Raw genomic sequence first — 25,450 nt, forward strand, 5'->3', positions numbered from 1 at the left:
TCAGCTGATCACCGGGGGCACGAACACGCAATTCGGCTTCTTCGCGTGCTGCGGGTCGAGGGCGTTGAGCACCTCGCGCTGCGCGATCGGGTCGTAGGTGATGCCGAGGTGGTCGGTGTAGTCGAGCCCGCAGACGTCCTGCAGGACGAGGTTTTTCACGTTGGGCGCGGGCTTGAGGAAGGCGTTGGTGTACGGGGTGACCACGTCGTCGTACCTGGTCTGGATCACGGTGTAGTCGACGCCCGCGACCGTGTCGCCGCCCGCGTTGAGGTCTTTGAGGAAGGCGGACCCGGTGGACTGCTCGTTGCAGGCCGGGCAGGGAACGCCGAGGAGGTCGCGCGCGGGCGGGATCGCCTGGATCGCGGTCAGCAGCCCGAACAGGCTGGTGCCGTAATTGGACGGAGACAGCCCGATCAGTTTCCCGATCTTGCTGGCCCCGCCGAGGTACTTGATCCAGTACCGCGGGTTCATCCCGCCCTGCGAATGCCCGACGATGTCGAGCTTCGAGGCCCCGGTGGCCTGGAGGATCTTGTCCCCGAAGGTCGCGAGCTGGCCCGCGGTCCCCGCCACCGGCCCGACCGTCTGCAGGAACGCCCCCGGCGACCCGCCGAAGTTCCCGGCGAACACGCAGTACCCCTCGTCGGCGAGCCGCTGGGACAGGTTCGCCCAGTTCTCGTACGCGTTGGCCGTGGTGCCGTTGGACAGCAGCACCGGGTTCGGATGCTCCGCGGAGGGTTTGCAGCTCCAGTCGTTGGCCCCCGGCGGCGCGATCGTCGGCTGCGCGACCGAGTAGATCGCCGCGGCGATGATGTTCGGCTGCACCGGACCGGTCGGTTCTTTCCCGGTCGTCCCCGATGCCACCGCCGTCCCGCCGCCGAGCGCGACCACCGTCGCCGCCAGGAGGACCATGCCCCGTCCGAACGCGCGTACGCCCATTCCGTTTCACCTCTCTGTGAACCCGACGCCTTGGTTAACGCGGAACACGAGAAAGGGAAACGCGGTTACTGGTTTTTATCGCAAACTGACGAGTTTCCGGTTTACCGCATCGATCAAGGAGGCACGGTTTCCCGGGAAAACACTGATCTGCGCGTCGTCGTCCCGGGTGCTCTGGAAGGTCAGCACCCGCCCCCGCCCGCTGAGGTCGAGCACGGACAACGGCGAGCTGTACCTCCGCTCGCCCCGCCCGTCCCGGACCGCGGCGTGCAACTGATGCACCGCGTCCCGCGGCGCCCGCATCAGATACCGCAGCTCGTCCGCGTCGCCGCCCTCCTCCGCCAGCGGATCGGAACTGCCGCCCCCGTCGTAATACGCCCGGCTGACCCGCATCGCCCGAACCGCGGCGGGCGGGCATTCCGGCATCGCCATGACCAAACACGCGGCGAGCTCGTCCGGCGACACCGGGTCGAGCTGAACGAACTCCGCGTCAGTGATCAGCCGAACGGCTTCCGGTTTGGTCGCCGCGACGAGAATCGCGCCGTTGTCTTCCTGATGGGTGCCGAAGTCAGTCCACCCGTACACCTCATGCCGCGCGGTAGCGAGCAGTTTCAACGTACCGCGCACTGCGGTTGCTGCCGTTTCCCCAAGCTGCGCAAGAAGATCCCGCGTCCGCTTCGCCCGCTCGGCCGCGCCTTTCTCGGTGAGGTACATCGGGGTGTCCTCGACCACCACCGGTGCTTTCCCGAGCTTTTCCTCGTGCCAAAGCGCCAAAAACACCGACCGCGGCATCCGCAGCGGTCTGTCGATGATCGTCATCGAGCCCCTCAACCACCAATCGTCGGAGGCGTAGGAGGCAACCCGGTACGGGGGTCGAGGGCCCGCTCGCCGTTCTCGTCGACGAGCGAGAACGCGGAGTCGTCTTCGATGCCGTACTTGCGCTGGTGTTCTTTGTCTTCTTCGGCTTTGCCTTTTCCACCGCCGGCCATGCCGCCCATCCCCGGGCTGCCCTTGGCACCAGCCGCACCCTTCCCGGCTGCCGCGGCCCTGGCGCCTTCCTCGCCCGCGCCAACCCCGGCTCCTGCCCCGGCCCCTGTGCCGCCACCGAGCCGCGCCGCGATCCCCCCGCTGCGTCCCGGGTTTTCGCCCCCTCCACCGAACGGCCCAAACCCACCCGGCGTCGGAGCCCAGCCATTGCTGGTGCCAGACCCGCTGTTGCCGCCCCCAGCCCCAAAGGAAGCCGGAGCCGGCGGAGACCACTGCGCCCCTCGCTCAACCGACGGCGGAGTCCACCCAGACGTAGAAGTCCCGTCCGTGTCCCGCGCCCCCGGCGGCACCGTGACACTGCCCGGCGGAAACACCCCCGCACCAGGCCCGCCAGTAGCACCTGGCCCACCGGTGCCCGACCAACTCCCAGACCCACCGCCGGTCCCAGGCCCGCTCCCTGGTCCACTCCCGAACCCTCCACCGGCCCCCGGCCCGCTGCCGACCCCAGGCCCGTTCCCAAGTCCCCCGCTGGCCCCCGGCCCGCTGTCGGCCCCCGGCCCCCGGTAAGCCTTCTCGTGCGACCCGTCCTTGCCGTTGACGTGATCGCCACCCGAATCGATCTTGAGATTCTGCCCGTCGAACCCAGCGACCTGACCGTAATTGCTGTTCAGCCCCTGGCCGTTGGTCTTGGCCTGATCAGCGTACTTCTGATACCGCTCGACGTTGTGATTGGCGGCAGCGTTGTACTCGTTGATCTGCTTCTCGGTGTCGGTGTCCCAGGGAGTCCCCTGGTCCCAAAGATTCTTGTGCGGAGGCACCGGAGGCATGGCCTGCAAGGCGATCTTCATGTCGTTATAGCCATGCGTAGTGTCGACCAGCTTCTGCCCATTGACCACATAAGCCTGCGCGGAAGTAGACGAGGCGTCAGACAATGGCCTGAGCCGCGCCCGAGCCGCATCCGCACCGTCGCCAGTCCAGACAGATTCCAGCATGGTGGTGATCTGCTGCGCGTCGTCGCTGTTCTGGTGATGTTCCTGGATCATCTTCTGAACCGTGGAACTGCCACTGTCCCAAGAAGACGTACCCGGCCCCTGCTGAACCTGCTGCACAATCACCGGAGCCGGAACGGCCTGATCGCCGAGGTTCCCGTGGTAGAAATCGGAAAACCAGTTCCCCGCGTCTTTGAGCCGATCGTTGACCCAGTCGTCCGCGTCACTGATCCGGTCACCAATCCACTTGGCACCTTCGCCGATGAAGTCGAAGAACCCCATGGGTCACGCACCGGCCTTCTGCTTCAGGTTGGTGACCACCATGTCCGCGACCTGGGCAGTGACGTCGCATGGATCGGTTTTCCCGACTTTTGCCTTGCCAAGCGTGATCGACACGTCGACGGTGTGCTGATCACTGACGCCGACGCTCACCTGGCAAAAAGACTTCGACCCTTCGGCACTGTATGTCGAATGCGCAACCGCAGGAAAGCCCTGCACTGGGGAAAGGGGGCGCCAAACCGTGGATTTCGGCTTCGTGTTCGCATAGACCGCGCTCAATCCATCGGCGGTCTTCGTGCTGTACAAAACACTCACTATCGCGCCTGCGTCGCTGTTTTTCCAATGACACTGCGCACCAAGCGCGGCCTCATCATCATGCACGCCCTGTGGTTTTTGGTTCAGAATCCGTCCCAGTTGATCCGGCGTAAGCCCGCTATCACACGGATGCCCCGACAAAGCCGAATCAGGAAGTGGACTGTCGACCTTGGGCGCACCGGCATACGGCAACGTCTTCCCGGTACCCGCGGAAGATGCCGGAACACCCCCCGAGGAGGACGCCGGACTAGGCGCGGGACCGCCGGAACACCCCGCAACCAGCGCAATCACGGCCCCGGTAGCTGCCGCCCACGGTAATAACCGAGCCCTCATACCGCCAGTCCTCCACCCTGTTCGCTCTTGCCTGCGGCCTTGACGTCCGCGGCTGCCTGGCCATCAGATTCGCCGACGATGCCCAACGCCTTTTCCAGGCGACTGACCAGCTCTGCCATGTACCGCTGCATGTTCTCGTTGGCGCTCTTCCCTGCTTCGAACGCGTTGACCGCCTGCTGGTTGAATCCGACACTGCCGGGGTCTTCCGCCGGCGGGGTAAGTCTGGTCAGAGCTTCCGCGCTCGGTTGCATCATTGCCGCGTTGTCGCGAAGCCGCTTTGCCCGCTCGAGCAGCGAGCGCGCTTCGTCAGGGCTCAGGGTGAATCCCGCTCCCGACTTGACGGCGGATGCCACCGCGGCGGCGTCCGACACACCCTTGGCCACGTTCATCGCCGTACCAACCACAGTGATCGGCAACCCGGTCAGCCAGCCCGTCGTTTCTATCGCTTTGCCCGGGTCGTTCTCAGCCACGCCCGCCCTCCCCTGCATCGCACGCTGCCTACCGACCAGGCAAGCAGCCGCCAACACCCTCCGGCTGCCACTGTAACCAACTGCTCACAGCGGGGTGGCGGAAACCGGCGAACTCACCCCACCGTGCACTACGCCGAACAGAGCAAACCGGGCCACGCCCTCATCGGCAAGGCGAGCCTTCGCGGTCACTTACCCGACCGCTGCTTTGGATTGGCGACGATCAGGTCTGTCACCGTTGTTGCCGCGTTTAGACCGCGCTGAGCCCTTTCGAAAGCTTCGACACCTACAGGACGGCAACCAGCGCACCACTCTCGTCCTTTGGCCATTAAAATTCCGTCCCGAGCGCGGGTGTGTCCTTGTGCTGGTCTTTCCCCCTGCGACTTCACGGTCTCCAGCCACAACAGTAGCCAAGTCACTCTCCTAGAGGCGGGGTGTTCGCGCGCAAAAGAGCCCCACCACCCGATCCGGGAAGCGGGGCTCTTCAGTACCGGAGGCTCAGCCCTTGAGCAGAGCCCGGGCCATGACGACCTTCTGGATCTGGTTCGTGCCTTCATAAATCTGCGTGATCTTCGCGTCCCGCATCATGCGTTCCACCGGGAAGTCGCGCGTGTAGCCTGCGCCGCCGAACAGCTGCACCGCATCTGTGGTTACCGACATTGCTACATCGGACGCGTAGGCCTTGGCTGCCGACGCCGTGAAGCCGGCTCGCTTGTCTCCGCGTTCGGACGCTGCGGCGGAGGCGTACACCAGGTGACGGGCGGCTTCGATTTTCGTTCCCATGTCGGCCAGCATGAACTGGATTCCTTGGAAATCCGCGATTGCCTTGCCAAACTGTTTGCGTTCCTTGACGTACGCGACAGCCGCGTCCAGGGCGCCCTGGGCGATTCCGAGGGCTTGTGCGCCGATCGTCGGGCGGGTGTGGTCCAGGGTGCGCAGGGCGGTTTTCAGGCCGGTGCCCGGTTCGCCGATGATGCGGTCCGCTGGAATGGTGCAGTTTTCGAAATAGATTTCGCGGGTCGGGGAGCCCTTGATGCCCAGCTTCTTTTCCTTCGGGCCTACCGAGAAACCTGGGTCGTCCTTGTGCACGACAAAAGCGGAAATGCCGTTGGCCTTCTTTTCCGCGTTCGGGTCGGTCACGGCCATGACCGTGTACCACGACGATTCGCCTGCGTTGGTGATCCAGCACTTGGTTCCGTTGAGGACCCAGTGGTCGCCGTCCAGGCGGGCGCGGGTGCGCATGGACGCGGTGTCCGAACCGGCCTCTCGTTCGGACAGTGCGTACGACGCCGAGGCTTCGCCCGAGGCGATTGACGGCAGGACCAGCTTCTTCAGGTCCTCCGAACCGGACAGGATGATCGGCTGGGTGCCCAGTTTGTTGACCGCGGGAATCAGCGACGCGGAGGCGTCGACGCGGGCGACTTCCTCGATCACGATGCACGCGCCGATGGCGTCGGCGCCCTGGCCGTCGTACTCCTCGCCGATGTGGACGGCGTTGAAACCCGCCTTGACGAGCGCTTGGTTGGCCTCGACCGGGTAGCGCTCCTGCTCGTCGACCTCCGCCGCGTACGGCGCGATCTCCTTTTCGGCTAGAGCCCGGACCGCGGCGCGCAGTTCCTCGTGCTCTTCGGCCAGCTGATACAGGCCCTCGGCCACCTTCAGTCACCTCTTCTGCAGCGAAACGGGAGAAAGTCCCCCGATGTTAGCCCGCGTTCACTCCGAACGCGGCGGCTCGCTGCTTGTGTCCTCGGCCTCACCGTTCGTATGGTCAAGTGATGGCTGCCACTGCGTCGACCCCGCCGCCCGGATTGCCCGCTTCCCTTGACTACCCCCAGGTGCCGCTCGGTTCGGTGCTCGCCGGCGCCGCGACGCGCTACGGCGACCGCGTCGCGTTCGCCATGGGCGACGACCAGCTCACCTTCGCTCAGACCTGGCAGGCCGCCTGCCAGTTCGCGCAGGCGTTGCTCGCCCGCGGCATCGGGCGGGGCGACGTGGTCGCCGTGCATTTGCCGAACTGTCTCGCGTATCCGATCGCCTACCACGGCATTCTGCTGGCGGGCGCGACGTTCAGCCCGACGAACCCGCTGCTCCCGCCGGACGACCTCGCCTTTCAGCTCACCGACTGCGGGGCCGCCGCGGTGGTGACGTTCGGGCCGGTCGCGGGCACGCTCGCGGCGGTCGCCGACCGGATTCCGGCGCGGCTGACGATCGTCGTCTCGCCGACCGGAGAGCTCGGCGAGGGGAGCGTCGAGTTCCGCGAGTTCTTCGCGGACCAGCCCGCGACCAGGCCGGAGGTGGCGATCGACGTGGACCGCGACCTCGCCCACCTCGCCTACACGGGTGGCACGACGGGGCGGTCCAAGGGGGTCGAACTCACGCATCGCAATGTCGTCACGAACACGCTGCAGCACACCTGCTGGTCGACGGGGTCAGTACCGGCGCTCGACGCGAACGGCGACCTGACGATCGACCAGATCGGCAGCCCGGACGAATGGCCGACCCGGCTCGGCACCGGCACCGCGATCAACCTGACGCCGTGGTTCCACGCGATGGGGGTGATCGCGGGGCTCAACGGGCCGTTGCTGGGCGGCGGGACGACCGTGCTGCACGCTCGGTTCGACCCGGCGGCGTACGTCGCGGACGCGGAACGGCTGCAGGTCACGACCATCGGCGGCGCGCCCGCGCTGTTCGCGGCACTGCTGGCGACGCCCGCGTTCCACACTGCCGACCTGTCGTCGGTGCGCAACATCGGCTCCGGTGCGGCGCCGATGAGTCACGAGATGATCCGGGCGCTGCACCAGCGGTTCCCCGGCGTCGTGATCGCCGAGGGATACGGGCTCACCGAGGTGACGATGGGCGCGGTGATCTCGCCGAGTTACCGGTCCGGCGTCCGCAAGGTCGGGTCGGTCGGAAGGCCGATCTTCGACACCGAGGTCAAGCTCGTCGCGGACGGCAGCGAGGAGCCGTTGCCGCCCGGGCAGGAGGGCGAGGTGTGCTTGCGCGGGCCGCAGGTGATGCGCGGATACCGGAACCGTCCGGAAGAGACCGCGGCCGCGCTGGTCGACGGATGGCTGCACACCGGCGACATCGGCGTGCTCGACGAAGACGGCTATCTGTCCATTGTGGATCGCAAGAAGGACATGCTGCTGTACAAGGGATACAACGTCTTCCCACGCGAACTGGAGGAGCTGCTGAGCGCGTCGCCGGGCGTGCTGTCCGCGGCGGTGGTCGGACGGCCGAGTCCGGAGGTCGGCGAGCTGCCGGTGGCGTTCGTGGTGCGGAAGCCGGATTCCTCAGTCGATGCCGAGCAGCTGATGGCGGCGGTGAACGAGAAGGTGCTGCCGTACAAGCGCCTGCGGGAACTGCATTTCGTGGAGGAGATCCCGGTGTCGGCGGCGGGCAAGGTGCTGAAGCGCGAGCTGCGGAAGCGGCTGCCTGACCCGGCTTGAGCTGGCGGGGTGCGCGGATGCCGGGGCCGGACCGGCATCCGCGCGCACCTACTTGCCCGCTTTTTCGCGAAGCTTGGCGTCTTTGTCGAGAACGAGCTGCTCCAGGTCCTCCTGGAATTGCGTCAGCTTCGCCTGCAGCTGCAGGTCGGCGGCGGCCAGGATGCGGACCGCGAGGAGACCGGCGTTGCGCGCCCCGCCGACGGACACGGTGGCGACCGGGATGCCGGCGGGCATCTGCACGATCGACAGCAGCGAGTCCATGCCGTCCAGGTACTTCAGCGGAACCGGCACGCCGATCACCGGCAGCACCGTCGCCGACGCGACCATGCCCGGCAAGTGCGCGGCACCGCCGGCACCCGCGATGATCGTGCGGATGCCCCGGTCGGCCGCGGACTTCGCGTAGTCCAGCATCCGCTGCGGGGTGCGATGCGCCGAGTAGACGCCGACTTCGTACTCGACGCCGAACTCGTCCAGCGCTTGCCCCGCGGCCTCCATCACCGGCCAGTCGGAGTCGCTGCCCATGATCACGCCCACCTGCGGCGCCATTGTGTTCCCCTTCAGTGGATCTCGTAGCCGTCGAGCCAGACGGCGTGGGACAGCCAGTGCGCGGACAGCAGCGCGCGATCGCGCAGGTCCTCCATGCGGTCGCCGATGAAGTTGACGTGCCCGAGCTTGCGGCCGGGCCGGTCCTGCTTGCCGTAGAGGTGGATTTTCGCCTCGGGGAACCGCGCGAACAGGTGGTGCACGCGCTCGTCCGGGCTCATCTGCGGCGAGACGTCCGCGCCCAGCACGTTCGCCATCACGCACGCCGGCGCGATCAGGTCGGTGCGGCCGAGCGGGTAGTCCAGGACGCCGCGCAGGTGCTGCTCGAACTGCGACGTGCGCGAACCGTCCATGGTCCAGTGGCCGGAGTTGTGCGGGCGCATCGCCAGCTCGTTGACCAGCAGGCCGGTCTCGGTCTCGAACAGCTCGACCGCGAGCAGCCCGGTGACGTCGAGCGTCGCCGCGATGCGCAGGGCCAGCTCCTGCGCCTCCTGCACGCGCGCCTCGGCCAGCCCCGGCGCCGGGGCGAGGACCTCGGTGTTGATGCCGTTCGTCTGCACCGTCTCGACCACTGGGTATGCCGCGCCCTGGCCGAACGGGGAACGCGCGACCAGCGCGGACAGCTCGCGCTTCATCGCGACCTTTTCCTCGACCAGCAACTCGGTGCCGGCGTTGAGGAGTTCGGGAACGGTCTCGCGGGCCTGCTGCGCGGTGTCGAGCATCCAGACGCCGCGGCCGTCGTACCCGCCGCGCGACGCCTTCAGCACGACCGGCCAGCCGTGCTCGCCGCCGAACGCCACCACTTCGTCCACTGTGGACACTTCGGCGAACGCGGGGCCGGGCACGCCGAGACCGGCCATCATCTCGCGCATCACGAGCTTGTTCTGCGCGAACCCGAGCGCGGTCGGCGCGGGACGGACGACGAAGCCCTCGGTGGCGAGGGTCAGCAGGTGCTCGCCGGGCACGTGCTCGTGGTCGAAGGTGACCACGTCGACCTGGCGGGCGAAATCGATCAGCGCGTCGAGGTCGGTGTGGTGGCCGATGACGACGTCGCTGGCCACGAGGGCCGCCGCGTCGCCCTCGTCGGCCGCCAGCACCTTCAGCGACTGGCCGAGGGAAATCGCCGCCTGCTGCGTCATGCGGGCGAGCTGCCCGCCGCCCACCATGCCGACGATGGGAAGACCGGTTCGTTTGTCCATAGCGCCGTCCAGGTTACTGGGCGAGAACTGGCGGACCACCGGCGACCTGCGGCGGAGACGGCCGGTGACGGGAGGGGCTTAGGTGGTGCTGGGCGGGCTCGATCCATAGCGGGCTTCCGGCGAGGGGCAGCGGCAGCCGGAGTTACCCGCGCCGCTCCGGGACCGGCGGGGCGGGGGCGGGGCGACCTCGGTCTACAGCGGACACCCGGCAGAGGTGGCGGTGGTGGCCGGTGGGCGCGGCGGGCGGCTGGGATCGGCCTGGCGAGGGGCGGGCCGGGCCGGACGCCGGTCGGCGGGGACCGGCTGAGGCGGCGGATATCGGCAGGACCGGCTGGGGGGCTGGCAGCTGGAGCCGCCCACACCGCTCCGGAACCGGCGGGGCGGTGCGGGACGGCCTCGATCCACGCGGGACTCCCGACCGACACGGCGGCTGTCGGACGGCACGGCGAGACAGGTGGCTGGGGTCGGCCCGGCGAGGATCGAGCCGACGACCGGACGCCGGTCGGTGGGAACCGGCTAAGGCGGCGGATATCGGCAGCACCGGCTGGGGTGGCAGACAGCTGGAGCCACCCACCGATCCGGAACCGGCACGGCAGCGCCGGGACGACCTCGATCCACACCGGACTCCCGGCCGACCCGGCGGTGGTCGGTCGGCACGACAGGCCAGGTGGCTGCGGTGCCCGAGGTGACCTCGACCCACACCGGACTCCCGCCCGACACGGCGGCTGTCGGACGGCATGGCAGGCAGCTAGGGATCGGCTTGGCGAGGGTCAGGCCGACGACCGCATGCCGGTCGGCGAGAACCGGCTAAGGCGGCGGATATCGGCAGCACCGGCTGGGTGGTGCCGGGCGAGCGCATCCTCCGGAGGCCCCGGTTGAAGCCTGGCGAAAACGACGGATCCGGAGGTCGGCAAATCGAGGATCAGGCGAGTTCCTCGACACGGCGATCGCATCCCTCAGGCGAAGGTCGACGAAACCAACTGCGGCGCCAAGGTCCCGACGGGAGCGAACGCACAGTCACCCGCCGCCCCGCCGAACCGGCCCGGCGAAAACACCAGGCAGCCCTGGCCAACCTCCACCGCAGCTCGGCGAACATAGCTCACTATTCGGTTGATCTGCCCGAATCAACGCCGGACCAGAACGATGGCCGTGCCCGTCCGCGAATCAGGACGGCCGCGTAACCACCGCGATCCAGACAGTAACCACGACCACCGACAAAAAACCGCACCGAAGCCCCTCACCAGGGCAAAGGCAGCTAAGAAGAGACGGTCCGGATGCGAGACCGGCGCTGGAACCACCACCGCAGTGCCAGGGCGAGGGCCAGCACCACCGGGGTCAGGATGTACGCGTCGCCGAGGATGTTCTGCCATACCTTCCAGTGCAGTTCGACATTCCGGCCGTTCGGCAAGATCAGCAGCACGCAGCTGACGAACACGAACGCCACCAGGAACGTCCCCAGCCACCGTTTCCAGGCCGTCGCCGGGGTGGTTTTCGGCAGCCGGGACACCAGGAGCACCACCAGCGGCGCGACCCAGACCCAGTGGTGCGACCAGGAAACCGGCGAGATCAGCAGGATCCAGAACGCCGTGACGAGGAGTGCGGCCAGCGCTTGCCCGCGCCGGTGGAAGCGCAGCATCAGCCACAGTGCCGGGACGGCGAGCACCAGGCCGATGGCGATGGCCGCGCTCGAGGCCCACGGGGCCAGGTCCGTGGCGCGGTTCATCAGGGCGTTCAGGGACTGGTTGCCCGCCCAGTGCACCGGGCCGATGCGGCCGGTGTCGGGGAGCGTTTTGGTCCAGTATTTCCACGAATCGTGCGGGTTGACCAGGAACAGCAGCGCCTGCATGCCCACGAACGTCGCCAGTCCGCGCAGGGCGTCTTTCCAGCGGCCGGTCACCAGCAGGTGGCCGATGAACACGATGGGGGTCAGCTTGATCGCCGCGGCCAGGCCGACCAGCACGCCGCCCCAGCGGCTGCCTCGGGCGCAGATCACCAGCAGGTCCAGCAGGACCATCGCCATCAGCAGCAGGTTGATCTGGCCGAGGAAAATCGTCCGCCACACCGGTTCGAAACCCAGGAAGACCAGGAAGAACACGATGGTCGACCGGGCGGGCGAGGCCCACCAGCGGGGGGCGTCGGCGGCCGGGCGGGGCAGGGCGCCGATCGCGATCCGGATCGACAGCGCGAGCGCGGCCAGCGAGACCACGGTGAGGAAACCCCAGGCCACCTGCACCGGCACCAGCGCGAGGGGGGCGAACAGGAGCGCCGCGGTCGGCGGGTAGGTGAACGGGAGCAGCGCCCAGCCCGGTTCGGTGGGCAGCGTGTTCGCGTCGTAGAGGTTGTCGCCGCGCAGCAGCTGCAGCGCGCCCGCCCGGTAGACCGCGCTGTCCACGCCCAGGTTCCAGTCGTGCGTCCAGCCCCAGAACCCGACCGCGATCGCCAGCAGCGGGAACACGGCGAAGATCAGCATCGACCGCGGGCGCACGGACAGCCGCGCCAGCGATCGGCGCAGAGCCAGCCGGGGCTGCCCGGATCGATTCACCGGAGCTTCGCCGTCGGCAGCGGAGGGTACGGTCCTGGTCACCACACCAGGAAAGCACGAGGGCGGGAATGCTGGTCAGGAAGGGTGACCGGCACTCAGCTGTGCGCCAATTCCGTCAGCAGCTCGCACGCCCGGTCGTGCGTCCCGGGCAATCGCACGGCCGACACGAGCGGACGGGCGACGTCGCGCAGTTGCGGGTCCACGGAAAGGCGTTCGTTGAGCGCCCTTCGCAGCGCGACCCCGCGCGTGGCGAGACGTTCGTTGCGTTCGGCCAGCACCGCGACCGCGGACGGGCCGAGCGTCGCGTAGCACTCGCCGGTGTCGAACACGGCTCGCACGGCGTCCGCAGCGAGGATCATCGCGGTCAGCCGGGGCCAGCCGGACACCGACGTGAGGTCGAGCGACACGGTCAGCAGCACGTGCGCTTCGCTGACCTCGCCGCGGTAGATCTCGCCGAGCCGGGTCCGCAGGTACGCCGCGGACGGCAGGCCGGTGAGCGGGTCGGTGACCTCGGTGTGCACGAGCTGGTCGGTCGCGACATCCGCCCAGGCCAGCGCGGTCACGCGGAGCAGGCGAGCCGGAGTGGCGTCGACGTCCGGTGCGACGAATCCGTCGACCGCGTCCGGATCGGCGAGCACCGCGTGCAAAGCGGCCAGGTCGGACAGCGTTTCCGACAGTCCCGCTCCCGCCGCGGCCCGTGCCCGGCCCAGCCCGGCCAGGGCGTTTTCCGCGCCCGTCGAACCGTGCCGGACGACTGCCGCGCACACCGCGTCCACCTCGGGCAGTGCCCAGTCGCTCGGGAAACGCCAGCCGGCCGCGAGGCTGGCTGTTCGCCAGCGAGCTCGCAATGCCCGCAAATGGCGGTCCCGCTCGAACCGCGCACGCGTCTCGTCCCCCGACGAGTCGCCCGCGGAGCCGAACCGCGCCCCGGTAGCCGGTACGTCCACCGAACCCCCAGCTCCTTCCGGTACCTGTCGATCTTGTCCCCAATCACGGAGGGGACGCCGCGGCGTAGTCCTCGTGACGCGTTTTCCCCGATCTTTTTCGCGTAATCACCAGACGAGGAGGTGAACTTGCTGCGCCTCCTGAGGCATCTGCCGGACCACGGCGTGACGAGTGTCGCCGCATCCGTCACACTTGGTGTGCGTTGTAGGGAGTAAAGCGCGTGGAGTCCGCCGCGCGCACAGCATTAAAAAGGAGCCCCGTGTCCACCGTTCCCGCCGATCTCTCCGGTAAGAGCGACGCCGAGCTGATCGCAGAGGTGCGCGCGGGAAAGATCGCGTCCTACGGTCCGCTCTACGAGCGGCACAGCGGCGCCGCGCACAACCTCGCCCGCCAGCTCGCGCGGTCCAGCTCGGAGGCCGACGACCTCGTGTCGGAGGCGTTTTCGAAGGTGCTGGACACGCTGCGCGGCGGAAAGGGCCCGGACAGCGCCTTCCGCGCGTACCTCCTTACCGCGCTGCGGCACACCGCGTACGACAAGACGCGCCGTGACCGTCGGATCGACCTCAACGAGGACATGAGCGAGGTCGGCGGGGCCGCCGGCGAGGCGCTCACCGTGCCGTTCTCCGACACCGCCGTCGCGGGCCTCGAGCGCACGATGGCCGCGAAGGCGTTCGCGCGGCTGCCGGAACGCTGGCAGGCAGTGCTGTGGCACACCGAAATCGAGCAGCAGAGCCCGGCTGAAGTCGCGCCGCTGCTCGGGCTGACCGCGAACGGCGTGTCCGCGCTCGCCTACCGCGCCCGGGAAGGGCTTCGCCAGGCGTACCTGCAGGTCCACCTGCAGGAAACCGGTGCCGACCGTTGCCGGGCGACGGCCGACCGGCTCGGGGCCTGGACCCGCGACGGACTGTCCAAACGCGAGCGCTCGCAGGTGGAGAACCACCTCGACGAATGCGAGAAGTGCCGGGTGCTGGCGGCCGAGCTGGCCGACGTCAACGGCAGCTTGCGCGCGATCATCGCCCCGATCGTCCTCGGCGGCGCCGCTCTCGGCTACCTGGCCACGATCGGTGCGGCCAAGGCGAGCGCGGCTACCGCCGGTGCCGCCGCGGTCGGTGCTGGAGCCGCCGCGGCAGGCGGGGCCAAGGCGGGTGCGGCCGCGGCCGCGTCCGCGCCGCGGCAGTTCGCCGGGGTCGCCATGTCCGGGGCCGCGATGGTGGCCGCCGTGGCGGTCGCACTGGCTGCCGGCGGCGGAACGCAGACCATTCCGGCTGCTCAGCAGGCACCCGCACCGCCGCCGGCCGCCGCGCCCGCACCGGCGCCGAAGCCTGCTCCCCCAGCACCCCCGGCCGCGCCGCCCGCTCCCCCGGCACCGCCGCCTGCCCAGCCCGCGCCTCCAGCGGTGCCCCCGCCTGCGGCACCCCCGGCGGCTCCCCCTGCTCCGCCCGCTCAGCCGCCGGCCCAGAACCCGCCGCCTGCCGCGCCGCCGCAGCTGTCCGCGTCCATGCCGCCGAGCGGGGTCGAACTCCAGCCGGGCGGCAGGCCGGTCGAGCTGCCGATCACCGTGCGCAACAACGGCGGTTCGGTGTCCGATCCGGTCCAGGCGACGTTGAACCTGCCGCGGGGAGTCCGGGCCGTTCCGGCGAACGGCGGCGGCGCGGCAGGCACGTACTCCAGCGAAGCGGCCGCGCAGTCCGGGCCGATGCAGGTCGCGTGCCCGGGCGGCACGGGCACGGTCACGTGCAAGACCGGCAGCGGACTGCAGCCCGGCCAGTCGGCGGTGCTGATGTTCCGGCTGCAGGCGGACGAGAACGCGAGCGGCGGCACGGTGACCGGTTCGGTCACCGCGGGTGCTTCGGTGAACGTCACCGTCAGCGTGCAGGTGAAGGTCAAGGCCCCGAAGGACGCTCTGGCACTGACCGCTTGGCCGCTCGGCCTGCCGTGGAAGCTGCAGCCGGAGATCCACGCCACGGCGTACAACACCGGGCAGAGCACGAAGCCGGTCACGATCACGTTCGACCACAGCACCACCTGGCAGCTTGGGTTGAAGAAGTTCAATTGCACGTCCGGTGCGACGAGCACGAGCTGCACCAGTGCCAAACCGCTGGCTCCAGGCGAGAAAGCGGACCTGTTGGTGACGGTGGACCGCAAGCCGTTCGATGGCCCGCTCACGGTCACCGTCAACGCGTCGCTCGGCAGCGCGTCGGCGAAACCGGTCCCGGTGGACCTCGGCTGCTGGTGGAACATGTGCCACGACCCGACGATCGGACCGCTGTCGTCCACGTCGGTGCCGCTGCCGCCCACGACGTCGACCTCGAAGAGCCACACGCCGAGTTCGACGAAGCACCCGAAGCCGAGCGTCACGCCGCCGTCCACGCCGTCCGACGAGGACGACACGCCGGACCCGACGTCGAGCAGCCCGGCCGCCACCACGAGCGCGCCGCCGGACCCCAGCTCGGACGGAAAGCCCGGCAAACCCGATAACCACGGCAAACGTCCGCCGTCGGTCGAACCCCGGGGATTCTTCGGCTGGTTCACGGAGTAGCGTCCGCGAGGTGCGCGAACTCCTGGCGAAGCACCGTGAACTGGTCCGTTTCGCCCTGGTCGGCGGCACGAGCTTCGTCATCACGCTGACGATCACGTACGTCCTGAAGTTCACCGTGCTGCGGACCCATCCGGTCACGGCGCTGATCGTCGGTGTGCTGATCGCCACGATCTTCTCCTACGTGGCGAACCGCGAATGGGCGTTCCGCACCCGCGGCGGCCACGAGCGGGCGCACGAAGCGGCGCTGTTTTTCCTGATCAGCGGGGTCGCACTCGGACTGAACGCGTTGCCGCAGTGGGTTTCGCGCTACGTCCTGCAGCTGCAGGCGCCGCACGTGAGCCTGGTCGCGCAGGAGGCCGCCGACTTCGTCAGCGGGATGCTTCTGGGCACATTGCTGGGGACGCTGTTCCGCTGGTGGGCGTTCAAGAAGTGGGTGTTCCCCACGGAGGGCGCCCGGCCGGAATCAGCGCGGAATGACAATCCGGATATTCCGGACCGTAAGGCCGCCTGAGACCTGGCGTGACCTCGAATTCTCTAGACTGCGTTACGTGACCGTCGTCGAAACCGTGCTCGCCCGCACGCCCGAGCCGTTGCGCTCCGTGCTCGTGAAGCACCGGGAGCTGCTGAAGTTCGCGATCGTGGGCGGCACGACCTTCCTGGTCGACAACGGCGTCTGGTACCTGCTGAAGCTCAGCGTGCTGGAGTCGAAACCGACCACCGCGAAGGCGATCGCGATCATCGTCGCGACGATCGTGTCGTACGTGCTCAACCGCGAATGGTCGTTCCGCACCCGAGGCGGCCGCGAACGCGCCCACGAGGCGACGCTGTTCTTCCTGATCAGCGGCGTCGCGGTGGTGGTGAACCTGATTCCGCTGCTGATCTCGCGCTACTGGATGCACCTGGAAGTGCCGCACGTGTCGCGGTTCGTGCAGGAGGTCGCGGACTTCGCGAGCGGGTCGATCATCGGCATGCTGCTGGCGATGGTGTTCCGGTTCTGGGGCTTCAAGAAGTGGGTGTTCCCGGACGAGCTGGGGGAACGGCGGAAGGACGGGGTCACCCGGCTTCCCCGGTGACCCGGCTGGCGCTGTTCGACCTCGACGACACGCTGACCGACCTCAGCGGCGCGTTTTCCCGCTGGGCGGCGGAATTCGCCGCGCGGCACCGGCTTCCCGACGACGCGGCGAGCTGGCTGATCGCGGCGCGGCGGGGAGGTCCGATGGACCGGTTCTTCGCCGAAGTCCGGCAGAAGTTCGCTCTGGCCGAGCCTGCCGAACAGTTGTGGGCGAGCTATCGCGCGAGAATTCCGCAACTGGTGCAGCTCTATCCGAACGCACTGGCCGATCTTGGCACCCTGCGCGCCGCCGGATGGCGAATCGGCATCGTCACTAATGGGATGCAGGACAATCAGCTAGCGAAGCTGCATCGCACCGGCCTCGCGAAAGCAGTCGACGGTTACTGCGTTTCCGCCGCCGTCGGCCTGCGCAAACCCGACCCTCGTATCTTCCGCCTCGCTGCGCAGAACTGCGGGACCACGCTGACTCCCGGCGATTGGGTCATCGGCGACAGCCCTGACCTCGACATCGCAGGCGGGCACAACGTCGGGCTGCGCACGCTCTGGATCAGCCATCATCGAGCGTGGCCGCAAGGTCGACCGCCGCACCGCGTCGCGATCGAGCTGCGGGAAGCAGTCCGGATCCTCAGCGAGGAACCGGCTCCGCGGGCCACTGCAATTTCCCCACCTCGCCCGGGCGCGGCACCTTCAAAAACAGACTGAAAATCGCCGGTCGCTTATTCGACAGTTCCAGTCGTCCGCCGTCCGCCTCGACCAGGGCACGGGCCAAAGCCAACCCGACCCCGGTCGAACCTCCGCCGGAAAAACCGCGTTCGAAAATGTGCGGCGCGATTTCGTCCGGCACCCCGGACCCGGTGTCCGCGACCTCGATCACTACCGTTCCCTCGGCATCACCGCGGCGGGCGGACAGCGTGACCGTTCCCGCGCCGTGGCGGAGGGCGTTGTCCAGCAGTACCCCGATCACCTCGCGCAGTCGCGCCGGGGTCACGCGCACCATCAAGCCGTCCGCGACCTTCAGTCGCAGGTTCCGGCCCTCGACCCGCAGCAACTGTCGCCATTCCTCCGCGACCGCGGGCAGCGTCACCGGCAGATCCACCGGCTCGGCGTCGACCTCGCGGGCGGCTCGGGCGGCGGCCAGCAGTTCGTCCAGGGCCTGGGCCAGCCGGTCCGCCTGTTCCTGCGCGGCACGGGACTCCTCGACCACGTCCGGATCCTCGTGGCTGGTCAACGGTTCCAGCCGCAGCTGCAGCGCGGTCAACCGGCTGCGCAGCTGGTGCGAGACATCCCCGACCAGCTGCCGTTCCCGCTGCACGAGCTGTGCCAAAGCCGACCCCGACGTATCCAATGCTTCCGCGACCATGTCCAGCTCGGCCACGCGGTAGCGGCTCGGGTCGGGGCGGAAATCGCCGCCGCCCAGGCGGGAGGCTCGGTCCGCGACGTGCCGGAGCGGTTTCGCCAGGCGGCGCGCGGTCACTGTCGCCACCACCGTGCCGGTGCCGACCGACAGGACCACCAACAGCACGACCAGCAGCGTCACCTGCGTCTGCTTCGTGCGCACCGGGCCGCTCGGGATCGCCAGCAGCACCGTGCCGCTGCGAGCGGTCGGCACCGATTCGACCACCGGGTCCGGGCCGGGGTTCGCGCCGAGGTGCTTTTCGCTGAAGCCCTCGGCGCGCACGATCAGCATGCCGCCGTCGGGAACGCCGACCCGGAACTGCTCCAGGTCGATTTCCTGGCCGTTCGCGACCTGCGTGTCCACCGTCGCGGCGATGTTGCGCGCCCGTTCGGCCAGGCTCTCCCGGTTGAGGTTCTCCACCAGCCGCCACGCGGTGACGCCGAGCGGGATGCCCAGCACGGCCGCGGTCACCGCCACGGCGAGGAGGATCGCCAGCAGGATCCGGCGGCGCATGCTCATCGGCGGCTACTCGACATTGAACCGGAACCCGACGCCGCGCACGGTCGCGATGCGCCGTTCGGCGTCGGAGTGCGCCGGTTTCGCCTGCCTGCCCGCCGCCTCGTCGGCGGCGACCGCGAGTTTGCGGCGCAGCCAGGACATGTGCATGTCGAGCGTTTTCGACGTCTTGGACTCGAGGTCGTTCCACACCTCGGCGAGGATCTCGTCGCGGCTGACGACCTGCCCGGCCCGGCTCATCAGCACGCGCAGCAGCTCGAACTCCTTGTTCGCCAGCTGCACCTCGTGCGAGTCCACAGTGACCAGTCGCGCGCCGAGATCCATCCGGACGCCGCCGGCCTCCAGCACTTCCGGGACCCGGCGGCGCAGCAGCGCGCGGATCCGCGCCAGCAGTTCGGCGAGCCGGAACGGCTTGGCCACGTAATCGTCCGCGCCCGCGTCGAGGCCGACGACGAAATCGACCTCGTCGGTGCGCGCGGTGAGCATCAGCACCGGCAGTTCGGTGCCGCTCGCGCGCAGTCTGCGGCACACCTCCAGCCCGTCCATCCCGGGCAGCCCGAGGTCGAGCACGAGCAGGTCGACCCGGTGCGCGGCGGTCGCGGCGAGCACCGCCGGGCCGTCGGTGACGACCTCGATCTCGTACCCCTCCCGGTGCAGCGCGCGCGACAGCGGCTCGGCGATGGCCGGATCGTCTTCGGCAAGTAGGACCATGCTCACCTGGCCAACCTTACGGCGAACGGGCGTGAAACCATCGTGACCGTGCCTGCCTACTCGGATGACCTCGCTCTCGCCACCCGGCTGGCGGACGCCGCCGACGCGCTGACCACGGCCCGTTTCCGTGCGCTCGACCTCGCGGTGTCCGCGAAACCGGACCGCACGCCGGTGACCGACGCCGACACCGCCGTCGAGGACGCGATCCGCGAAATCCTCGCCACGGAACGGCCCGGCGACACGGTCGCGGGCGAGGAACGCGGCGGCTCCGCGGGCAGCGAGGGCCGGGCCTGGGTGATCGACCCGATCGACGGGACCAAGAACTTCCTGCGCGGCGTCCCGGTGTGGGCGACGCTGATCGCGCTGGTCGAGGACGGCACGCCGGTGGTCGGCATGATCAGCGCGCCGCTGCTGGGCCGGCGTTGGTGGGCGGCTCTCGGCGAGGGCGCCCACCTGCGCGACGCGGCGGGCGAACGCCGCATTTCGGTGTCGAAGGTGGCGACGCTCGGCGACGCCTATCTGTCCACGACGGACTTGAACAGCTGGACCGAGTACCACTCCCGCGAGAAGTACCTCGCGCTCACCGAGGCGTGCTGGGAATCCCGCGCCTTCGGGGATTTCTGGAGCCACTGCCTCGTCGCCGAGGGCGCGATGGACGTCGCGGCCGAGTGCATCGTGAATCCGTGGGACGTCGCCGCCGCGCAGGTGATCGTCACCGAGGCGGGCGGCCGGTTCACCGATCTTTCCGGCGCGGAGACCTACGAGGGCGGTTCAGCGCTGTCCACCAACGGCCTCCTGCACGACGAAGCGCTGGCCGTGCTGCGCCGTCAGTGAGCCCCGGGCAGCACGCCGACCGCGCCGCGCGCCACCTGCGACCAGGTCAGCCTGCCGAAGAGGTAGTGGCAGGCGACCTGTTCGGAGGTGAACGCGGCCCAGTCGTAGCGGTTGCCCTGCTCGCGCCAGAACACTTCCCAGCCGCCGTCGGAGATCGGCAGCAGGCACCACGTGTTGTCCGCTTCCCGGCCGATCGACACGACTTCCCCGGGCACCCCGATGACGTCCAGCCACTTCCGGATCGACTGGGTGTTCATCGTGCCTCCCGCGTGACGTCGACCAGGAATCCCAGCGTGACCAGTTCGTCCGCGGAGAGCACCGCACGGTAGCGGATTCCGCCGCCCGGTCCGTCGAACCACTCCGCCGATGTGGCCTGCCACACCGGCATTGGCTTCAGCACTCGGTAACGGCGGTAGCCAGAACGCAGCGCGGCGGGCGGCAACGCGCGCTGGGCGAACGGCGTGCCGTCCGGCGCGAACACGCGGCCGTGATCGCTGCCGAAGCGGTCCAGCAACGTGTTTTCCGGCAGTACCACCGGATTCGGCTCTTCGACGCAGCCCTCCGCGGGCGGCCACACGTACTCGGCGCCGACCACGAACCGGCGCTCCCATTCGGGACCCTCCGGCGGCACGTAGCCGTTGACGACGGCCTCGGGCGGCTCCGGATCCACCGGCGGCGCGGGCGAACGGCGGAAGCCCTGCTTGACGTATCCGAGCACCGCGGTGTCGTCAAGCAACGCCGATTCCGGATGGTCGAACAACGGCCGCCGGGCCACCCCGTCCGAGGGCAGCGGCAACTGCCGGTCCGGACGGTCCGCGGCCACCGGCAAATGCCCGAGCGGGAACATGTGCACGGCGAACAACGCCAGCACGCTTTCCCGGTCGGTGCGCGGAGAACCGACCGGCGGACGGCTTTGCGCGGGCAGCACGCCGGTGCCCGCCGGCGGGGTGGGCACCTCGTCGAAGCCGCGTTCGAGCAGCCCGCCGTACTGGGCGGGCACGCGCACCGGGCCGGTGGCGACGTCGGTGTCTGCCGGTTCGGGCTGGTCGGACACTGGCACCCTCTTCTCGGTCGTGCCGGCACCGGGTCGGACGCTCGCCCGCCGCGGAAGGTTCCGGGCGGGCGGGAAACCCACCTTATCGGGCGACGGTGCTGCGCCGCCGCACCAACGCGCGGGCCGCGCCGCGCTTCTCGACCACCTCGAACCCGGCGTCGGCGAACATGCCGGTGGTGCCGTGGTAGAGGTCCGAGGAGGTCGACCGCGGCCCGGGTTCCACCGGATACCCCTCGACGGTTTCCGCGCCCTGTTCCACCGCGTAGTCCACGGCGGCCCGCAGCAACGCCGTCGCCAGCCCGCGCCGACGGCCGCGGCGGTGGAGGTAGAAGCACGTCACCGACCAGACCGCGCCCGGCTCGTCCGACGCCATCACCCGCGAAGAGGCCAGCCGCGGATTGTCCTTCCGCGGCGACACGGCCACCCAGCCCAGCGGTTCGCCGTCGACAATGCCCAAGAGCCCCAACGGTTTCCCGTCCCGCGCCTCAGCGCGGAGGTGCTCCTTGCGGCCCTCTCGACCGGCGGCCCGGTAGTCCTGGTTGGCGAGCCGGAAGAACGTGCACCAGCAGCCGCCCTGCACCCCGCCGGGACCGAAGAGCTGCTCGAACAACGGCCACGTCTCCGCGCTGAGCGGGACGAACTCGGGAGTGCTATCCGGCAAGCGCGTTCACGACCCGCGACGGCGACGGACGGCCCAGCTGCCCGGCCATCCACGAGCTGGTCTCCACGAGCTTGCCGAGATCGACGCCGTGCTCCACGCCAAGCCCTTCCAGCAGCCAGACCAGGTCCTCGGTCGCCAGGTTGCCGGTCGCCGACTCGGCGTACGGGCAGCCGCCGAGCCCGCCGGCCGATGAGTCCACAGTGGACACCCCGGCGCGGAGCGCGGCCTCGGTGTTGGCCAGCGCCTGGCCGTAGGTGTCGTGGAAGTGCACGGCGAGCTTGGAGACGTCGGCGGTGTCCCCGAACGCCTCGATCAGCCGGGTGACCTGGTTCGTGGTGGCCACGCCGATGGTGTCGCCGAGCGAGAGCTGCGAGCAGCCGAAGTCGAGCAGCCGCTTGCCCGCCCGCACGACCTGCTGCACGTCGACCACGCCCTCCCACGGGTCGCCGAAGCACATCGACAGGTAGCCGCGGACCTCGAGGCCCTCCTTGCGGGCCCGGGTGACCACCGGTTCGAACATGCCGAACTGGTCGTCGAAGGTCGAGTTCAGGTTGCGCTGGGCGAAGGTCTCGGTGGCGCTGGCGAAGATCGCGATGTGGTCGACACCGGCGTCGAGCGCGCGGTTGAGGCCGCGGTCGTTCGGCACCAGCACCGGGTAGCGGACGCCGTCGCGGCGGTCGAGCCCGGCGAGCAGCTGTTCGGCGTCGGCGAGCTGCGGCACCCACTTCGGGTGCACGAAGCTGGTCGCCTCGAGGGTCCTCAGCCCGGCGCCGGCGAGCCGGTCCAGGAATTCGAGCTTGACCTCGACCGGCACGACCGAGCTCTCGTTCTGCAGCCCGTCGCGCGCCCCGACCTCCCAGATCTCGACCCGCGGCGGCAACCCGCTCGCGGGGACCCGTTCCGGCAGGCCGACCTCTCGAGCACCCACGTCAGCGTCTCCTTCCGCGCGGTTCCCGGCCGCGCGGGGGCAGAGGTTCGGTGTCCTGCGGGCCGGGCGCGCCGTGGTAGTCGTCGTAGGGATTGTCGTTGACTTCGCGGTAAATGACCGTATGCACGTGCTCGACGTGGGGAATGTCATCGAAGCGCAGCGGTTCGTCCGAGGCCGACTCGATGATCAGCGTGCCGCAGCCGAAGATCCGGTCGAGCAGGCCGTGCTCGAACTGGACGCTGTTGATCCGCGACAGCGGGATGTCGATGCCGGTGCGCTTGAGCACGCCCTCGCGCGCGATCAGCCGGTCGGTGGTCACGATGAAATGCGTCGTGCGCCAGCGGACCAGCGGCGCGAGGAACAGCCACACCACGAAGATCAGCGCGATCGCGGCGACCGCGATCATCGTGATGTTGTTCCACGGCCCGGCGAAGTCCTTGGCGATGACGAGCAGCCACACCGCCGCTCCGACGGTGAGCACGAACGCCAGGAACGGGAAGATCAGCATCTTGAAGTGCGGGTGGCTGTGCACCACCACGCGTTCGTTCTGGCTGAGCAAATCGTCCGGATAGGCCACGGCGGGCGCTCCCCTGCGAATGTGTGCCGATGTGGTGGATCCACCGTACCGGCGCGGACCTCGCGCGGGCGCGCCCGTTCCGGTCAAGCAGGGCGAACGTGCACCACATCACCGGCGAAAACGGTCAGCCGCCGCCCGTCGGGGACGTCGACCTGCAACTGGCCCGACGCGTCCAGGTCCGCGGCGCGGCCGGTGAGCGTCGACCCGTCCGGCAGCTGCACCCGGACGTCCTGGCCGAGCGTCGCGCAGCGGGCCCGGTAGTCGCCAAGCAGCCCGGCCTCGGTGAGGTCCCCGCCCGCCGTCCGCCAGCGGCGTTCGAGGTCGTCGAACCTGGTCAGCAGGCCGAGCGCGACCTCGGTGCGGTCGGTATTGGTCGCGCCCTGCTCGGCGAGCGAGGTCGCGGGCAGCCCGCCCGGACCGGCCGGGACGTCGTCGCCGAGCGGCAGGACGTTGAGGCCGATGCCCAGCACCACGGCCGGGTCGCCGGTGCCGACGGCCTCGGCGAGGATGCCCGCGCACTTGGCCCGCTCGGGTCCGGCGAGCACGTCGTTAGGCCATTTGAGGGCGACGTCGACCCCCAAATCGGTGGCGAGCGCGTGCACCGCGAGCCCCGCGACCACGGACAGCGAGCCGAGCGCGGAGAACGGCACGCCCGCGGGCCGCAGCGCGATGCTCAGGTACAGCCCGGCACCCTTCGGCGAACTCCACGAACGAGCCCGCCGACCCACTCCCGCGGTCTGGTGTTCGGCCAGCAGAACGGTCCGGTCCTCCGCTCCCGCGGCGAGGGCTTCCCGCAGGTCAGCGTTGGTGGAACCGGTGGTCTCCACGACGTCGAGGCGGTCGTAGCGGCCGCCGAGTCCGTCCCGCAGCCGCGCCGCGTCGAGTTCAGCCATGTGCCCACAATATGAGAGTCCCCCTAACGTGCAAGCCGTTCGCTCGTTAGCCAGAGGTGCGCTCTTCTAGATTGGACGCCGTGCCGCCGGAAACCCCCACCGCCGACGCGCCGCCGAAGCCCGCCTGGGCTCGCGGCGCGCTGTATCGCGGGCTCGTGGCGTTGCCGCTGGTCGCCGGGCTCGCCACCGCGGGCTGGCTGGTCGCCGGACGCGAGCAGCCCGCTCCCGTTCCGACGCAGGCCGCGCTGACCGCGCCGGCGCCCACGCAGACTCCGGTCAGCGGTCCGTCCGTGCTGCAGGCGAGCGCTCCGGTGCAAGCGCAGGAACCGGCGCAGGGCGCGGCCGGCGGAGGCGGCGGTCCGGCCCCGCTGCAGAAGTGGGCGGATTCGCTCGCCGGGCCGCTGGACATCCCGGCCCCCGCGCTGCTCGGGTACGCCAACGGCGAGCTGACGATGCGCAAGGAACGCCCAGACTGCCACCTGTCGTGGGTCACGCTGGCGGGCCTCGGCGTCGCGGGCAACAACCACGGCCGCAGCCCCGGCGAGCCGATGGGGCTTTCGGCGCAGCAATGGAAGAAGTACGGCGCGCAGATCGCGGGCATCGCGCACCCCGCGCTGTCCGACCCGTCGGCCGCGTCCGTCGCCGCCGGTCGCGCGCTGTGCGCGAGCGGTGTCGATTTGTCGGCGGGCAATGGCTGGTGGAAGGCCGTGGCCGGATACCAGAACGGCAGCGGCATGGAGCTGTTCCGGCAGCGAGTGCTCGGCTACGCCCAGCTGTACGCGACGCTCTCCCTGGACCCGGCGAAGGCGAACGCGCCGTCGGTGCACGCCACGCGATTCGCGCTGGGTCAGCTTGGCCTGCCGTACGTGTGGGGCGGCAACGGCCCCGACGCGGGCGCGGCCGGGTTCGACTGCTCGGGTCTCACCAAGGCGTCTTACGACAGCGCCGGGGTTTCCCTGCCGCGTACTGCGGACAGCCAGTTCCGTTCGGTGCCGCCGGTTCCGGGCGGGCAGGAACCGCAGCTGGGCGACCTCGTCTTCTACGGCAGCCCGGCGACGCGCATTCACCACGTGGGGCTGTATCTCGGCAACGGGCTGATGATCAACGCGCCGACTGAGGGGCAGGCGATCCAGATCCACACGTTCCACCGGCCCGGGGACGACTACGCCGGGGCGGGGCATCCGGCGAACTGACCGCCGGATTCGGTGAAGAGCCGCGGCCAAGATTCCCGTTTCCGCACGCAGCGCCCGTCTGTCGCTTATGCTCCGGAGCATTCTTCCTGACGGGA

Annotated in this window: 25 protein-coding genes; 7 read left to right on the forward strand and 18 right to left on the reverse strand. The window is 69.5% G+C overall.

What is annotated here, in order from left to right; genetic code table 11:
• The 6 genes from F9C11_RS02015 to F9C11_RS02040 form a co-directional block, all read right to left on the reverse strand.
• Positions 1-936, reverse strand: a complete 936-nt coding sequence (locus F9C11_RS02015) for an esterase/lipase family protein (RefSeq protein WP_409183256.1) — start codon at positions 934-936, stop codon at positions 1-3.
• A gap of 75 nt (positions 937-1,011) precedes the next feature.
• Entirely contained in the window at positions 1,012-1,752 is a 741-nt protein-coding gene (locus F9C11_RS02020) for an ESX secretion-associated protein EspG (protein ID WP_409183257.1), read from the reverse strand.
• An 8-nt stretch (positions 1,753-1,760) separates the two neighbouring features.
• A complete protein-coding gene (locus F9C11_RS02025; RefSeq protein ID WP_409183258.1) occupies positions 1,761-3,191 on the reverse strand; it encodes a hypothetical protein in 1,431 nt (476 codons plus the stop codon).
• Between the two features lie 3 nt (positions 3,192-3,194).
• On the reverse strand, positions 3,195-3,836 hold the full coding sequence (locus F9C11_RS02030) for a DUF3558 domain-containing protein (protein WP_409183259.1): 642 nt from the start codon (positions 3,834-3,836) through the stop codon (positions 3,195-3,197).
• Positions 3,833-4,306: a hypothetical protein gene (locus F9C11_RS02035; protein ID WP_409183260.1), complete on the reverse strand. Its 474-nt coding sequence runs from the start codon at positions 4,304-4,306 to the stop codon at positions 3,833-3,835. Before F9C11_RS02035 ends, F9C11_RS02030 begins: the two co-directional genes overlap by 4 nt.
• A 495-nt stretch (positions 4,307-4,801) precedes the next feature.
• Positions 4,802-5,959 carry an acyl-CoA dehydrogenase family protein gene (locus F9C11_RS02040; protein WP_409183261.1) on the reverse strand — a complete coding sequence of 386 codons (1,158 nt, stop codon included), beginning with the start codon at positions 5,957-5,959 and terminating at the stop codon, positions 4,802-4,804.
• A 119-nt stretch (positions 5,960-6,078) separates the two neighbouring features.
• Here F9C11_RS02040 and F9C11_RS02045 point away from each other — a divergent pair, with 119 nt between their 5' ends.
• Positions 6,079-7,752, forward strand: coding sequence for a class I adenylate-forming enzyme family protein (locus F9C11_RS02045; RefSeq protein WP_409183262.1), 1,674 nt, complete (start codon positions 6,079-6,081; stop codon positions 7,750-7,752).
• 48 nt (positions 7,753-7,800) lie between these two features.
• Here the strand turns inward: F9C11_RS02045 and purE are convergent, their stop codons facing one another.
• The 4 genes from purE to F9C11_RS02065 all read right to left on the reverse strand — a co-directional run bounded on the left by purE (position 7,801) and on the right by F9C11_RS02065 (position 12,983).
• Positions 7,801-8,298 (reverse strand): 5-(carboxyamino)imidazole ribonucleotide mutase, encoded by a 498-nt coding sequence (gene purE / locus F9C11_RS02050; RefSeq protein WP_101435814.1) that lies wholly within the window; start codon positions 8,296-8,298, stop codon positions 7,801-7,803.
• An 11-nt stretch (positions 8,299-8,309) separates the two neighbouring features.
• Complete coding sequence (locus F9C11_RS02055; RefSeq protein WP_409183263.1) at positions 8,310-9,494, reverse strand: 5-(carboxyamino)imidazole ribonucleotide synthase; 1,185 nt, start codon at positions 9,492-9,494, stop codon at positions 8,310-8,312.
• A 1,255-nt stretch (positions 9,495-10,749) separates the two neighbouring features.
• Positions 10,750-12,078, reverse strand: a complete 1,329-nt coding sequence (locus tag F9C11_RS02060) for a glycosyltransferase 87 family protein (protein WP_409183264.1) — start codon at positions 12,076-12,078, stop codon at positions 10,750-10,752.
• A 53-nt stretch (positions 12,079-12,131) separates the two neighbouring features.
• A complete protein-coding gene (locus tag F9C11_RS02065; RefSeq protein WP_409183265.1) occupies positions 12,132-12,983 on the reverse strand; it encodes a GGDEF domain-containing protein in 852 nt (283 codons plus the stop codon).
• A gap of 257 nt (positions 12,984-13,240) precedes the next feature.
• On the opposite strand from F9C11_RS02065, the gene F9C11_RS02070 reads away from it, so the two are divergent.
• The 4 genes from F9C11_RS02070 to F9C11_RS02085 are packed head-to-tail and all read left to right on the forward strand — an operon-like array spanning position 13,241 to position 17,294.
• On the forward strand, positions 13,241-15,520 hold the full coding sequence (locus F9C11_RS02070) for a sigma-70 family RNA polymerase sigma factor (RefSeq protein WP_409183266.1): 2,280 nt from the start codon (positions 13,241-13,243) through the stop codon (positions 15,518-15,520).
• A gap of 10 nt (positions 15,521-15,530) precedes the next feature.
• Positions 15,531-16,031: a GtrA family protein gene (locus F9C11_RS02075; RefSeq protein ID WP_409183267.1), complete on the forward strand. Its 501-nt coding sequence runs from the start codon at positions 15,531-15,533 to the stop codon at positions 16,029-16,031.
• Positions 16,032-16,068: 37 nt separating this feature from the next.
• Positions 16,069-16,593, forward strand: a complete 525-nt coding sequence (locus F9C11_RS02080) for a GtrA family protein (RefSeq protein WP_409183268.1) — start codon at positions 16,069-16,071, stop codon at positions 16,591-16,593.
• Positions 16,590-17,294, forward strand: coding sequence for an HAD family hydrolase (locus tag F9C11_RS02085; protein WP_409183269.1), 705 nt, complete (start codon positions 16,590-16,592; stop codon positions 17,292-17,294). Before F9C11_RS02080 ends, F9C11_RS02085 begins: the two co-directional genes overlap by 4 nt.
• On the opposite strand, the gene F9C11_RS02090 is transcribed toward F9C11_RS02085, so the two are convergent.
• Together F9C11_RS02090 and F9C11_RS02095 are read right to left on the reverse strand one after the other, a co-directional pair.
• A complete protein-coding gene (locus F9C11_RS02090) occupies positions 17,218-18,501 on the reverse strand; it encodes an ATP-binding protein (RefSeq protein ID WP_409186789.1) in 1,284 nt (427 codons plus the stop codon). The two genes, F9C11_RS02085 and F9C11_RS02090, sit on opposite strands and share 77 nt — an antisense overlap.
• 12 nt (positions 18,502-18,513) lie before the next feature.
• Positions 18,514-19,215: a response regulator transcription factor gene (locus tag F9C11_RS02095; protein WP_009072764.1), complete on the reverse strand. Its 702-nt coding sequence runs from the start codon at positions 19,213-19,215 to the stop codon at positions 18,514-18,516.
• A 42-nt stretch (positions 19,216-19,257) separates the two neighbouring features.
• Here F9C11_RS02095 and hisN point away from each other — a divergent pair, with 42 nt between their 5' ends.
• On the forward strand, positions 19,258-20,049 hold the full coding sequence (gene hisN, locus F9C11_RS02100) for a histidinol-phosphatase (RefSeq protein ID WP_409183270.1): 792 nt from the start codon (positions 19,258-19,260) through the stop codon (positions 20,047-20,049).
• Here the strand turns inward: hisN and F9C11_RS02105 are convergent.
• The 6 genes from F9C11_RS02105 to F9C11_RS02130 form a co-directional block, all read right to left on the reverse strand.
• A complete protein-coding gene (locus F9C11_RS02105) occupies positions 20,043-20,306 on the reverse strand; it encodes a hypothetical protein (RefSeq protein ID WP_409183271.1) in 264 nt (87 codons plus the stop codon). The genes hisN and F9C11_RS02105 overlap by 7 nt on opposite strands.
• Positions 20,303-21,103 (reverse strand): TNT domain-containing protein, encoded by an 801-nt coding sequence (locus tag F9C11_RS02110; RefSeq protein WP_409183272.1) that lies wholly within the window; start codon positions 21,101-21,103, stop codon positions 20,303-20,305. Before F9C11_RS02110 ends, F9C11_RS02105 begins: the two co-directional genes overlap by 4 nt.
• 82 nt (positions 21,104-21,185) lie before the next feature.
• Positions 21,186-21,764 (reverse strand): GNAT family N-acetyltransferase, encoded by a 579-nt coding sequence (locus tag F9C11_RS02115; RefSeq protein ID WP_409183273.1) that lies wholly within the window; start codon positions 21,762-21,764, stop codon positions 21,186-21,188.
• Positions 21,754-22,692 carry a hydroxymethylglutaryl-CoA lyase gene (locus tag F9C11_RS02120; RefSeq protein ID WP_409183274.1) on the reverse strand — a complete coding sequence of 313 codons (939 nt, stop codon included), beginning with the start codon at positions 22,690-22,692 and terminating at the stop codon, positions 21,754-21,756. The genes F9C11_RS02115 and F9C11_RS02120 overlap by 11 nt, the downstream gene beginning before the upstream one ends.
• Position 22,693: 1 nt before the next feature.
• On the reverse strand, positions 22,694-23,269 hold the full coding sequence (locus F9C11_RS02125; RefSeq protein ID WP_409183275.1) for a PH domain-containing protein: 576 nt from the start codon (positions 23,267-23,269) through the stop codon (positions 22,694-22,696).
• Positions 23,270-23,352: 83 nt separating this feature from the next.
• Positions 23,353-24,162 (reverse strand): biotin--[acetyl-CoA-carboxylase] ligase, encoded by an 810-nt coding sequence (locus F9C11_RS02130; protein ID WP_409183276.1) that lies wholly within the window; start codon positions 24,160-24,162, stop codon positions 23,353-23,355.
• A gap of 80 nt (positions 24,163-24,242) precedes the next feature.
• Here F9C11_RS02130 and F9C11_RS02135 point away from each other — a divergent pair, with 80 nt between their 5' ends.
• A complete protein-coding gene (locus tag F9C11_RS02135; protein ID WP_409183277.1) occupies positions 24,243-25,355 on the forward strand; it encodes an NlpC/P60 family protein in 1,113 nt (370 codons plus the stop codon).
• The last annotated feature ends 95 nt before the right edge of the window (positions 25,356-25,450 follow it).

Source organism: Amycolatopsis sp. VS8301801F10 (genome assembly GCF_046195355.1).
In the GTDB taxonomy this organism is placed as follows: domain Bacteria; phylum Actinomycetota; class Actinomycetes; order Mycobacteriales; family Pseudonocardiaceae; genus Amycolatopsis.